The sequence below is a fragment of the Brevibacillus sp. M2.1A genome (assembly GCF_013284355.2).
Taxonomy (GTDB): domain Bacteria; phylum Bacillota; class Bacilli; order Brevibacillales; family Brevibacillaceae; genus Brevibacillus.
Genome location: NZ_JABSUY020000001.1, coordinates 1,938,680 through 1,951,048 on the forward strand (window position 1 = coordinate 1,938,680; position 12,369 = coordinate 1,951,048).

Below are 12,369 nucleotides of genomic sequence, written 5' to 3' on the forward strand. Positions count from 1 at the left end.
GTTTTCCTTTTGGAATCGTGCGACAAAATCTCACAGTGTTCGTGAACGGAGGACGGTTTTGGCGTCACTATGCCACCAGACGACAAAGTTGGTAAGAGAGTGTAGGGCAAAATAAGGACAAATGACGGACGGGTACAAGTACATTTTCTCTTTCACTCCGCATTTGCTCAATAGGGCTATGCCAAATGTACATAGGATGCATGAGAAGGAGGGATTGACCATGTCATTTAAAGACCAAGTAAAAAAATTCGAAGGCAGAAATGTTAAGGTTGCTACTGTAGACGGTACTTTTTTCGGCCGTCTGGTACAAGTAAAATCGACCACTATTATTTTGGAAGAACGCAATGGTAATCGCCGCACCATTATTCGTGATTCAAAAATTGTTGCTGTTACAGAGCATGACGGCGACGATTGCTAAGTTCTGATTGTAGAAAATTAGAGTTTGTTTCTCAGGCTGTCGAGTGATCGACGGCCTTTCCTATTCTTTACACCCTGCAGCATGGTAACATAAAAGGGACTGAAAAAACGTTGCGAATAGAGGGGGTACCACTATGTTGGATATTCGGTTTCACGGACATTCTTCCGTGCAAGTAACAAGTGAAGGGCATTCGATTATGATTGATCCATTTATTTCAGGAAGCCCAGTGGCAGCAACCAAGCTGGAAGACATCTCGGTTCAGTACATCCTTCTGACACATGGACACCAAGATCATATTCTGGATGCGGTAGAATTGGCCAAGAAAAACGATGCGACAATCGTTGCAACCCATGAGCTTGCTACCTATTTGAGCTGGCAGGGAGTCAAGACCATCTCGATGAATCTGGGAGGCTCTGTCAAACTGCCATTTGGAAAAGTGAAAATGACACAGGCGTTCCACAGCTCCGGTGTTGTGTTGGATGATGAAAAACAAATCGTGTACATGGGAATGCCAGGGGGCTTTGTGATCGAGCTGGGTGGAAAAACAATCTATCACGCAGGGGATACAGGACTGTTCGGCGACATGAAGCTGATCGGAGAGCGTCATAACATCGATTTGGCGTTCCTGCCGATTGGAGATGTGTTCACAATGGGACCTGAGGATGCACTCGTGGCTGCCGAGTGGGTACAAGCAGATTTTGTTGTGCCGATTCATTACGATACATTCCCGCCGATCAAACAGGATGGGGAAGCATTCGTGGCTGAACTGGCCGAGAAAGACATCAGAGCCAAGGCATTGAAGCCAGGAGAGACGTTGCGTCTGACATAACACGATCTCGATACATATTACCGCTAATCTACGAAGGATGGATTAGCGGTTTTTTTCTATGTATGTGGCTGCGGTGGGGAGAAGAATATTTCCAGACTAGGCTCCAGGCTCCGTCCCGCTGGGGGTAAGGCTGTCCGCTCCGAAGGGATTCGCGGGGAAACGCAAAAGTGGTAGCCGCTACGTAGCCCGGGCACGTTGCGTTTCTTTTGCCCGCGAATCCCTTCTCCGCTAGGAAGGACTCCACAAGTCGCTACGTCTGGAAATATTCTTCTCTGTCGTGAACTGATTACGTTCTTCCATCTTTTGAAAAATCGAATCACCTGGAAAGCACGTAGAGGAAACAGGAGAAATAAGCGAAGATCTTAGGGACACCGACCGAGGCGCAATGAAAAAAAGAGAAACAAGCTTTTAGCGTCCACCTCTGAGACGCCACCTGAATGGACGACTTTGGACGCGGGTTTCGCTTTTTTTCATGGAGCCGGGCAGTCAATCCCCCAGCGGGTGGCCCTAGAAGCTGGAGCGTTTTCTCCTGTTTCCTCCCAGCACTACAGCAACAACATAAGGTCTCTAGTTATGTAGCTGGCGGTGGGGAGAAGAATATTTCCAGACTAGGCTCCAGGCTCCGTCCTACTGAGGGCTTAGACTGTCCGCTCCGAAGGGATTTGCGGGGAAACGCAAAAGTGGTAGCCGCTTCGTAGCTTGGGCACGTTGCGCTTCTTTTGCCCGCAAATCCCTTCTCCGCTCGGTAGGACTCCACAAGTCGCTACGTCTGGAAATATTCTTCTCTGCCGTAACTTGCTACATTCTTCAATCTTTTAATGCTTTTAAAACCCGTTTAACACGGAAAGCACGTAGAGGAAACAGGAGAAATAAGCGAAGATCTTAGGGACACCGACCGAGGCGCAATGAAAAAAAGAGAAACAAGCTTTTAGCGTCCACCTCTGAGACACCTCCTGAATGGACGACTTTGGACGCGGGTTTCGCTTTTTTTCATGGAGCCGGGCAGTCAATCCCCCAGCGGGTGGCCCTAGAAGCTGGAGCGTTTTCTCCTGTTTCCTCCCCACCACTACAGCACGAACCAAGATTTTTTACCCAAAAAGAAATCTCTGAAACTAGCATGAAAAGAGAAGGACCACTCATAGATATAGAAGAGGAAAGAAGAGAAAGAAGAAAGGGTGACTTCCTGGATGAGATTGGTGCACAATAGTCTTCTATTTCTTGCGGGAGTGGTCCTCTATTCACTGGGTGGTCTTGCTTTTCCAGACGGTGGGGCCTGGCATGATTCTCTGGCCAAGCCCGATGGAACACCGCCAATCTACTTGTTTCGCATCATCTGGCTCATTTTATATGCACTCATAGCATGGTCCTTACTCATCTTGATTCGAACGAAGCAGATAGACCGTGAGCTTTTGCTCCTCTATGGAATCAATTGGTTTTTTCATCAACTTTTTTTCGTGTTGTTTATCGGTTATCAACTGCTCGTGTTGGCTGCGCTGGATACCATTCTGGTGATGTATTCCACATGGGTACTCATTCGCGCCATTCGTCCCCACCACAAAATCGCATCCTCGCTGCTCATTCCCTATTTCATGTGGAGCGTGTTTGCGATGTGTCTCACGATTGGCTTCTGCCTACGCAACCTGTGAGTACAATAGCAATTACAGGCCCTCGACGAGTCGGCTGGCTCGTGCTGTCGCTTCTCTTTTTATTTCCTCCCAATGGAGGGTTTGGAATTGGCGCTGATGCATTAAAATTTTTCCGTTCACAATGGTCGTATCCACATCGGCTCCCGTTGCGCTGTAGGCAAGCAGGGCAGGGATGTCATGGACAGGCTGGAGGTGCGGTTTATCCAGATCGATCAGGATGAGATCGGCTCGCTTTCCGGCTTCCAGTGTTCCGACCTCGTGATCGATTGCAAGCAGCTTTGCACTTTCGATGGTAGCCATGCGCAAGGCCGTTTCAGCAGGCAGTACCGTTGGATCACCGTGCTTGAGCTTTTGCATCCAAGTCGCGGCTTTGATCTCGGAAAACATATCGAGAGTCGTAGCGCTGCCGGCACCGTCTGTTCCCATCCCGACAGTGACCCCAGCCTCGATTAGCTCCCTGACAGGGGCGATGCCGCAGCCGAGCTTCAAATTGCTGACAGGATTGTGTGCGACACCGCCTCTCATCCCGCGAAGAAGCGCGACATCGGATTCATTCAGATGAACAGCATGCGCGAGCAAGACGTGCGTATCGGCGAACATGCCCAGTTCGTGCAAGTACTCCGTGGGAGTCTGATTGTACTTGGCCCGGATTTTCTCTCCTTCCTCAATTGTTTCGGCCAGATGGATGTGGAGTGGGATTTGGCGCTTGCGGGCAAGCTCGATGACTCCTTGCAAGGGCTTTGGCGGGCACGTATAAGGAGCGTGCGGACCGAGCATCGTCGTGATTCTGCCATCGCCAGTTCCCGTCCAGTTGTCGATGAGGTCCAAGGCTTCGGCCATTCGTCGTCCTCCGTCATCCTCGAGAAAGACCATGCCGCGAGTCAGGGAAGCACGTATCCCGGAATCAAGTACCGCTTGGGCAACAGCATCCATATGCACGTACATATCGGCAAAGGCGGTCGTGCCAGAAGCGATCATTTCCGCGATTCCCAGTGTTGTTCCCCAGTAGACATCTTCTCTTGTCATCCGGGCTTCAGCCGGGAGCATCTTTTTGTCCAACCAATCCATCAGCTTGAGATCATCGGAAAAAGCACGCAGCAAGGACATGCTGGCATGGTTGTGAGCATTGATGAGACCGGGCATCGCTAGCCTATTTTTAGCCAGTATGACATGGTCTGCTTCCTCTTCAAGGGATGGTCCGATTTTGGCGATTCTACCATCCACGATCCAAATATCCCCGAGAAATGGCTTCTCTCCTTCAACCATCGTCCATATCATGCAGTCTTTAATCAGTAACGTTTCCATGGGAAAATCCTCCTTTTTATTCCTAGTTGCGATGCAAGCGTAAAGCTTGACGCCGCGAGAAAGTCAAGGAGGGAATTTTTTGAAAAAGGGAGAACAAATTCAGACGAGTTGTGCTGAGCTTTGCAAATTTGAAATATTGTTTATTAGATAACAATTGACGAGAGAAATAACGCTACATAAAATGTAGATAAGATTTGGGGGAAGAAAGAGATGTCACATATGTTAAATGGAGGGCTTGTCAGCCTGCAAGCAATCTTGGATCAATTGAAGCCTTCGGAGCGAAAAGTCGCTGATTATATCCTGGCTCACCCGGAAGATGTCGTGAAGCTATCTGTCCAAAAATTGGCGGAATATAGTGGGGTATCCGAGGCGACGATTATCCGTTTGGCTCGCTCTCTTAATATGAAGGGATATCAGGAGCTAAAGCTGCGCGTCGCGGGAGATTTGACGAAACAGACGGCGATAGGCAGCTATCAGGAGATTATGATGGAAGGTTCAGTTGAATCGATTATGCAAGCGGTCAGCTGGAACAATATTCAATCCATCCAGGATACGCTCTCCGTCTTGTCTAACGAAGAAGTAAAGAAAGCAGTCGACGTGCTGTCGGTAGCCAGGAAGATCGATGTCTACGGCGTCGGTGCATCGGCAGTCATTGCTGACGATATCCGGCAAAAATTTTCGCGGATTAACTTGTGGTGCGAGGCATATTCGGATTTTCACGCTCAATTGACGTCGGCAGTCACTTTAACGGAAAAAGACGTAGTTATCGGCATATCTTATTCAGGACAGACCGAAGACATTATTCAATCGTTGACGGAGGCCAAGCAGCAGGGAGCGACCATCATTACCCTGACCAAATTAGGCCCCTCGCCAGTAGCCGAATTAGCCAACATCCGGCTGTTCACCAGTTCAGTAGAAAAAAGCATTCGCAGCGGAGCCATGGCCTCACGCATTGCCCAATTGAATGTCATCGATATTTTGTTTATTACCATGATTAGCAGGATGCAAGAGCAAGTCATTCCCCTGTTGGAAAAATCAAGGCTTGCTGTGAGTCGGACGAAACGCTCATCGACGTAGGAGAAGGGAGGGAAGACATGGACGATCTGGAGCTGCTTTTGCAAGGATGGGTGGACAACGGTTTGCTCCCGGGAGCTGCCTTGCGAATCGTGCGTGATCGCCGTATCTGGTATGCGTGTGATGTCGGAACGACGAATATCGCCAAAGACCAGCCAGTGACGCCGGATACCATGTTTGACCTGGCGTCACTCACCAAAGTGACAGCGACGCTGCCTGCTATCCTCCTGCTTGTGCAGGAGGGAATGGTAGCGCTAGATGATCAGATTGGTCGGTTTTTTCCCGATTGTCCCGCTGATAAACAGCGGATCACACTCGAACAGTTGCTTACGCATACCTCAGGAATGCCGGCAGATTTGACAGAGAGAAGGCGAGACAGCGAGATCGATTTGCCCGAGTTGCTGTACGCGCAAAAATTGATTTGCGAGCCAGGGACCCAGGTAATTTACAGTGATTTGGGCATGATTTGGTTAGGCCTCGTTATCGAGCGAGTAACAGGAGAGCACTTGGACCAGTTTGTCACTCGGCGTATCTTCACCCCATTGGGCATGGCGCATACCGCTTTCTGTCCCGATCGAAAAATTTATCGGAATATTGCGTCTACTGAATACTGTAGCCTCACCAATGCCTACATTACAGGCGAGGTTCATGATGAGAAAGCATTTGCGATGGGAGGGGTTGCCGGACATGCTGGACTTTTCTCAACGGCTGACGATCTTTGCCGATACGCGATGAGCTGGTTGTATCAAGATCCTCGAATACTTGCGAGTGCATGGTACGAACTGGCGATACGCAATCATACAGAGCAAGCAGGGGGGAGTAGAGGGTATGGCTGGGAGCTTAATCAAGCATCCACTACGTTGAGCTGTGGAAGCTACTTGCATCGTAAGAGCTTCGGACATACGGGCTTTACGGGTACCAGTATGTGGATCGACCCAGAGCAACAGTTTGCAGTCATCTTTCTCACTAACGCCGTTCATCTAGGCCGCAATCATCAGCTTCGGCAATTACGACCGATTTTGCACGATGCTGTTACGGCTCAGCTTTTGCAGACCTAAGGGAAGAAAAAGGGGAGGGTTTTCGCATGAAGCAAATTCGTTTTCGCTATGTAGCTTCTATCGTGTTGGCTGCGGTTATGGTGGTGACAGGATGTAGCAGTGGGGGAACCCAAACAGAGTCTGGCGGCGGTCAGGGTGGAGGACAACAGGTAACACTCTCCATGCATAGTTGGCGAGTAGAAGACACGGAGGGCTACAAAGCAATTATCAAAGTTTTTGAGGCAGACAATCCGAATATCAAAATCGACTTCAAACCATTCAAAGCAACGGAGTACAATACCATCCTCAACACGGCGCTGCAAAGCGACAGTGGTCCAGATATTTTGCAGCTACGTCCCTACGCTCCGGGGATTGCCCTGGCTGAAGCCGGACATCTGGAGCCTCTCGACAATGTGCCAGGCATATCTACCATCCCAAAAAACGTCCTCGCAGCGGCCACAGGTAAAGATGGTAAAGTCTACGGTGTCCCACTATCCCTGAACTCGACGCAATTTTACTACAACAAGAAAATCTTCGAACAAAATGGCCTCCAGCCACCGAAAAGCTGGGATGAACTGATCGCGACAGCCAAAACATTGAAAGAAAAAGGAATCGTTCCGATCTCTTTCGGAGCAAAGGAAGGCTGGCTCCTCTCTCTCAGTCATGGTGTGATTGCTCCAGCTAGCTATAGCGGAACGGACTATCTCGACAAGCTGCTAAAAGGAGAAAGTGACTTAAAAAGCGCCGAGTTCCTCCAATCCGTGCAGCGTATGCAAGAACTTATCCCTTATTTCCCGGAAAATTATGTGGGTCTCGAATTGAATGATATGCGGACGTTGTTCGCCACGGAAAAAGCAGCGATGTTCATCAATGGCAGCTTTGAATTGGAAGGTATCAAAAAGCTCAACCCCGATTTGCCACTTGATTTTTTCCCGATGCCAACGAATGACGGAAAACAAGTCCTGACAACCTGGGTCGATGGTTCCTATGCCATCAATGCCAAGTCCAAACACAAAGCCGAGGCATTGAAGTTCATGGAATTCATGGCGACGAAAAAGTTCGGGGAGCTATTCGCCAATCAGTTCAAACGAATCAGCGCGGTGCCAGGAGTATCGACAGACGATCCGTTGGTAAACAAGATGGCAGAGCTGTCCCAATCAAGCGCCACACCCTATTTGATGGTCGTCAACTTCGCGGAAGGAAAACCGACCACGAAGCAAACATTGGAAAACGCTCTCCAAGGCATGTATTTAGGCAAGCTCACCCCTGAGCAGGTCGCTGAAGAAGTACAAAAGTCGGCTGCTACCTGGTTCCCTCCCTTTAAAAAGTAGAACATAGCAGACGAAAAAGGGGAGTGGACCTGAGTTGGGTTCACTCCCGGCTTCTGAACAGACCGCGATGATTTTCAGAAAAAAGGGGTGGGTATCATCGAGACGGTAAACCGGAAAAGCATTCGAACAAAGGGGCAAGTTCGCTGGCTGATTCACTTGTTTCCGCTGCCCGCGCTTGTTATTTATACGGTGTTTGTCGTGTACCCGATCTTTTCGGCCTTCTTATACAGCCTGTACGACTGGAATGGCATCAAGCGCGGGGTTTTTGTCGGACTGCAAAATTTCATTACGCTATTTACAGTAGAGCCTTTCAACGAAATGTTTTGGAACGCTTTTCGGCATAACGTCTTCTACTTTGTGGTCGAAATGATTGTGCAAAATGGAATTGCCTTCAGTCTGGCTTTTCTCATCTATCGCAAAATACGAGGGTCCGGGTTTCTCAAGATCGCTTATTTCATGCCAAGGCTGTTGTCTGTTATTGTGATTGGGTTTTTATGGAAATTGGTTTTAAATCCGAATTACGGTGCGCTTAATACCATATTGGAGAAAATTGGTATTGGAGAGTGGGCCAGACCATGGCTCGGGGACCCGGATACAGCGCTTCTCGCGATCATTTTGATTAACTGCTGGTTTGGCATAGGCTTTGCCATGCTGATCTTTTTGGCGGGACTGCAATCGATCCCGGAGGATTTGATCGAAGCGGCGAGATTGGATGGGGCAACAGGCTTGCGGATGCTGTGGAAAATGATTTTGCCGCTGTGCATGCCAGCGATCACGATTATGACGATATTTACGTTCATTCAAGCGTTTGAAGCGTTCGAGCTCGTCTACGCCATGCAAGGCTCGATGGGTGAGCCGTTTTATTCTACGGATACGCTGGCGGTATACTTTTATCGCATGGCGTTTAGCAGCGGAGCTGGAGATGTCACACTCGGACTCGGTTCGGCATTGGCTGTCGTGTTGTTTTTCATCGTCGGATCTGTGTCGGCGCTATCACTCTATTTGATGAGGAAACGAGAAGTCCAACACTAATTGCGTGTTCCTGAGTGGAAAGGAGGATGCGATGTGAAAATGACTGTGGGTGGGAGAGCTGTTTCTTATGTGCTGGCGTATATATTTGCATTAATCGCGCTATATCCGATCGTACTGATGATTTCTTCTTCCTTGAAAACGAATAGGGAGATATTCGCGAGTCCGCTCTCCCTTCCGAAGACGTTTAGTCTGGATACGTACAAAAAGCTGTGGGAAGCCGTGCCGTTTGCCGACTTTTTATGGAACAGTGTATTTGTCAGTGCTCTGTCTGTCTTGCTCATTACGGTTTTTTCAGCGATGGCAGCCTTTTACTTGTCGCGTTTTTCCTTTACATGGACAGCGGGGCTGTATTTCTTTTTCATTATTGGCCTGATGATTCCGATCAAGCTGGGGATCGTTCCCTTGTTTTTGCTGATGAAGAATCTCGGCCTCTTGAATTCTCTGTGGTCGCTGATCCTGATCTATACGGCGAGTGGCATTCCGATCTCTGTTTTTATTTTGACGGGCTTCTTTCGGACGTTGCCGATTGAGCTGGAGGAAGCGGCGCGGATCGATGGATGCAGCCATTTTCAGGTGTTTTGGCGCGTGCTTTTGCCGCTGATTCGTCCGGCTTTGGCTACGGTGGTCATTATTAATTTCATCCATGCGTGGAACGACTTTTTCTTCCCGTTGATTTTCATTCAAGAAGAAGCGCTCAAGACGATTCCGGTAGGCATGATGGTGCTGTTTGGAGAATATGAAACGGATTGGAGCCTGCTGTTTGCTGGGCTCACGTTGTCTGCGTTACCGATGATCGTCGTATTTTTGATGGCATCGAGGCAATTTATGGAGGGGTTGACGGCAGGTGCAGTCAAGTAATGGAGAAAAGTGGTTTGTCGGGATCGATGGGGGCGGAAGCAAAACCAGAGCAGCCATCTGCAATGAGGCGGGACAGGTACAGGCAATTGCGGTGGGTGAATCATCAAACCCGCTCTCCAGGAACTGGGCGGATGTGGAAGCTACGCTACGCCAACTCATTGATACTGTAAGGATAAAGGCAGGTGCGAAAGAAGAAGACGTAGCGGGTCTGTTTATTGGGCTAGGCGGTGCAGATCGTCCGCAGATCAAGGAAAGAATTCAGCATGCCTTTGCCGATGAGTGGGGAGAACGGCTATTGATTGATAGTGATGTCATCGCAGCCCTTTACGCGGGGACGTGGGGGCAGCCAGGCGTCGTACTCCTTGCCGGTACAGGCTCGATTGCCTGTGCCTTTTCAAAAGAGGGGGCGAGGCATCGTGTAGGTGGATGGGGCTATCTGGTAGGGGATGAGGGCAGCGGATTTGATTTGGGCAAAAAAGCGGCAAGCGCCGTATTGCGCGAATACGATGGGCGCGGTGAATCGACAGTACTGACGCGACTGTTTATGGACCACTATGGCGTTGGGCGTCCTGATGAGCTGATCAGCCTGATCTACGGGGGAAGCAATCCCCGAATGGAGTTGGCAAAAACGAGTCAGCTCGTGGAAAAAGCCGCAACTATGGGCGATCCGGTGGCGAATGCTTTGATCATGCAAGCAGTAGAGGATTTGCTGGAATTGGCCGATGCTTGCTTAAAAAAGATCCAGGAGCCTGTACCAGTTGTTTTGGCGGGAGGATTGTTAACGGCCAGTACAATCCTTCGTAAACAACTGATTGGGAGAGCTTCGTTTCAAACGGTCATTCCCACGGTATCACCTGTCGTTGGAGCGCTGGTAGCGGCTATCACAAAGCTGGGCTTAGTTGTAGATGAAAAAATGGCAGAACAACTGCGTGTCAGTGCAGAGGTACTGGAAAAATCGCATAATTAAATTTTCCGGGGGATGGAAACAACAGAGCGAATAGGGTAAAATTGGGTGAGAATAGGATTTGAGAACGATGTAGGCTATTTCCGTAATTTGGAGTAGCCGTTTTCTCGTCCCAGGAGGGAGGGGCACGATGAAAAATTTATTGGACAGTGGTTGGAGAAGTGGTCATCTCTATCGTTCCTTCTTTGATCAAATGATTCAGGCCACTTTTCTGCTCGATCAATTTGGTAGAGTTTTTAAAGGCAATCCTGCCTGTCAGGTGTTGAATGGCTACTCCGTAGAAGAATGGGAAGGGTCCTCATTTTGGAAGCTAGCTGTTTCGGAAGAACAAGAAATGGTACGCCTTCAAACACAATTTGCGATGAATGGTGATCCGAGACCTTTTTTCACCGCTTTTCGTCATAAGGATGGGACAAGCATTCCCGTGCATATTACATATGGAACCTTTTGGGAGGAAGGCACATCAATTGGGTATTATGCGATGGTGCAGAAGCTTCCGGCCCCGTTTGGGGACAGCTATGGTTCCAAACAGTGCAGAGTATTGGATATTTCCGGTGAAGGTGCGTTCATTTTCCGTGCTGGGGAGCTTCAATATGTCAACCAAGCAGGGATGAAGTTGGTTGGGGCTTCCGGCTTGGACGAGCTGTTATGGTATCCATTTCAGTCTTTTTTCCATCCCCGTGATGTACCGAAGATCAAGGGTCTGATCCGCACTTTGGAAGAAGAGGAAACGGCCTCGCCAATAGAGGTCGAGCTGATCCGCTTGGATGGCAGTCGGACGGACGTAGAAGTATGTGGAACATCTATGACGATCCAGGACAAGCTCTCCATGTACATACTGATCCGAGATATTACGGAACGCAAACGGGCGCAAGAATTTTTGCAAAACTCGGAAAAACTCGCTCTGGTCGGTCAATTGGCGGCAGGGATCGCGCATGAGATACGCAATCCGCTTACCTCGTTAAAAGGCTTTGTGCAATTAATGCAAAAGGATGGCATGAGAAAGCCAGAGTATTTTTCGATCATGAGCTCGGAATTGGCGCGAATCGAGATGATTGTCTCAGAGCTGTTGGTCTTGGCGAAGCCGCATACGGCTGTGTTTGAAGCTCGCGATCTCTCCAACCTGATCACGCATGTGGTTACGCTCTTGGAGACGGAGGCGATTTTGAAAAAGGTCATGATTCAGGTCGTTTTCGAATCGGAAGTCCCCTTGATCCATTGCGACGAGAATCAGTTGAAGCAAGCCTTCATTAACTTTTTGAAAAATGGGATCGAAGCGACCTCAGGCAATGGAGAAATTGTGATTCGACTGCGGTGTGAAGATGACCGAGTCGTCATTCGGTTTGAAGACAATGGAGTGGGAATCCCCGCCCATCAGATAGCGAGATTGGGAGAGGCCTTTTTCACGACGAAGGAAACGGGGACGGGCCTGGGATTGATGGTGAGCCGCAAAATCATCGAGAACCATCGGGGAACTTTGCGGTTGATAAGCACCCCAGGTAACGGAACAGCAGTCGAGGTATGCTTGCCGATCAGCAGCTAGGAGGACGACTGGATGAACAAAAATACGGTACTGACAGCAGGCTTCGCCCAAATCCCCAAGGGAACTACCTTGTACGAGGTTTCTACCATGGTGGGCTGTGTACTCATCATTGATGTAGACGCCGAAGTGATTTGCGACGCCAGCTTTACCTTTGTCATGGACAAGACGAGCGAGTTTTTGGTGAGCTTGCTTGTGGGCAAGACAGTTGCAGATGGCATGCAGGAGATCACGAAGGCTATCCAAGAACGCTTTTTAGCACCTGGTCAGGGAGCTGTCTTGCAAGCCATCCGTGCAGCTATTGAGCGATATCATGAAAAAAAAGTGTAAAGCTA

12 protein-coding genes are annotated in these 12,369 nt (G+C 49.2%); 11 read left to right on the forward strand and 1 reads right to left on the reverse strand.

The features are described 5' to 3' along the window. Window positions 1-220 precede the first annotated feature (220 nt). The 3 genes from HP567_RS09595 (at window position 221) to HP567_RS09605 (ending at window position 2,893) form a co-directional block, all read left to right on the forward strand. Complete coding sequence (locus HP567_RS09595; RefSeq protein ID WP_173608913.1) at window positions 221-418, forward strand: hypothetical protein; 198 nt, start codon at window positions 221-223, stop codon at window positions 416-418. A 133-nt stretch (window positions 419-551) separates the two neighbouring features. Then, window positions 552-1,247, forward strand: a complete 696-nt coding sequence (locus HP567_RS09600) for a metal-dependent hydrolase (RefSeq protein ID WP_173608912.1) — start codon at window positions 552-554, stop codon at window positions 1,245-1,247. Between the two features lie 1,187 nt (window positions 1,248-2,434). After that, window positions 2,435-2,893, forward strand: coding sequence for a TspO/MBR family protein (locus tag HP567_RS09605; protein ID WP_173608911.1), 459 nt, complete (start codon window positions 2,435-2,437; stop codon window positions 2,891-2,893). A 12-nt stretch (window positions 2,894-2,905) separates the two neighbouring features. On the opposite strand, the gene HP567_RS09610 is transcribed toward HP567_RS09605, so the two are convergent. Continuing rightward, window positions 2,906-4,198, reverse strand: a complete 1,293-nt coding sequence (locus HP567_RS09610) for an amidohydrolase (RefSeq protein ID WP_173608910.1) — start codon at window positions 4,196-4,198, stop codon at window positions 2,906-2,908. A 210-nt stretch (window positions 4,199-4,408) separates the two neighbouring features. Between HP567_RS09610 and HP567_RS09615 the strand changes: the two genes are divergently transcribed. The 8 genes from HP567_RS09615 to HP567_RS09650 all read left to right on the forward strand — a co-directional run bounded on the left by HP567_RS09615 (window position 4,409) and on the right by HP567_RS09650 (window position 12,364). Then, complete coding sequence (locus HP567_RS09615) at window positions 4,409-5,275, forward strand: MurR/RpiR family transcriptional regulator (RefSeq protein WP_173608909.1); 867 nt, start codon at window positions 4,409-4,411, stop codon at window positions 5,273-5,275. 17 nt (window positions 5,276-5,292) lie between these two features. Continuing rightward, window positions 5,293-6,330 carry a serine hydrolase domain-containing protein gene (locus HP567_RS09620; protein ID WP_173608908.1) on the forward strand — a complete coding sequence of 346 codons (1,038 nt, stop codon included), beginning with the start codon at window positions 5,293-5,295 and terminating at the stop codon, window positions 6,328-6,330. Window positions 6,331-6,356: 26 nt separating this feature from the next. Then, complete coding sequence (locus HP567_RS09625; protein ID WP_173608907.1) at window positions 6,357-7,640, forward strand: ABC transporter substrate-binding protein; 1,284 nt, start codon at window positions 6,357-6,359, stop codon at window positions 7,638-7,640. 87 nt (window positions 7,641-7,727) lie between these two features. Beyond that, entirely contained in the window at window positions 7,728-8,672 is a 945-nt protein-coding gene (locus HP567_RS09630) for a carbohydrate ABC transporter permease (RefSeq protein ID WP_229087975.1), read from the forward strand. Between the two features lie 33 nt (window positions 8,673-8,705). After that, entirely contained in the window at window positions 8,706-9,530 is an 825-nt protein-coding gene (locus tag HP567_RS09635) for a carbohydrate ABC transporter permease (protein ID WP_173608906.1), read from the forward strand. Continuing rightward, the gene (locus HP567_RS09640) at window positions 9,517-10,497 is read left to right on the forward strand and encodes an N-acetylglucosamine kinase (protein ID WP_173608905.1); all 981 of its coding nucleotides are present in this window, start codon (window positions 9,517-9,519) and stop codon (window positions 10,495-10,497) included. The genes HP567_RS09635 and HP567_RS09640 overlap by 14 nt, the downstream gene beginning before the upstream one ends. A gap of 127 nt (window positions 10,498-10,624) precedes the next feature. Continuing rightward, window positions 10,625-12,037 carry an ATP-binding protein gene (locus HP567_RS09645; RefSeq protein ID WP_173608904.1) on the forward strand — a complete coding sequence of 471 codons (1,413 nt, stop codon included), beginning with the start codon at window positions 10,625-10,627 and terminating at the stop codon, window positions 12,035-12,037. A 12-nt stretch (window positions 12,038-12,049) separates the two neighbouring features. After that, on the forward strand, window positions 12,050-12,364 hold the full coding sequence (locus HP567_RS09650; RefSeq protein ID WP_173608903.1) for a DUF3870 domain-containing protein: 315 nt from the start codon (window positions 12,050-12,052) through the stop codon (window positions 12,362-12,364). Window positions 12,365-12,369 lie beyond the last annotated feature (5 nt).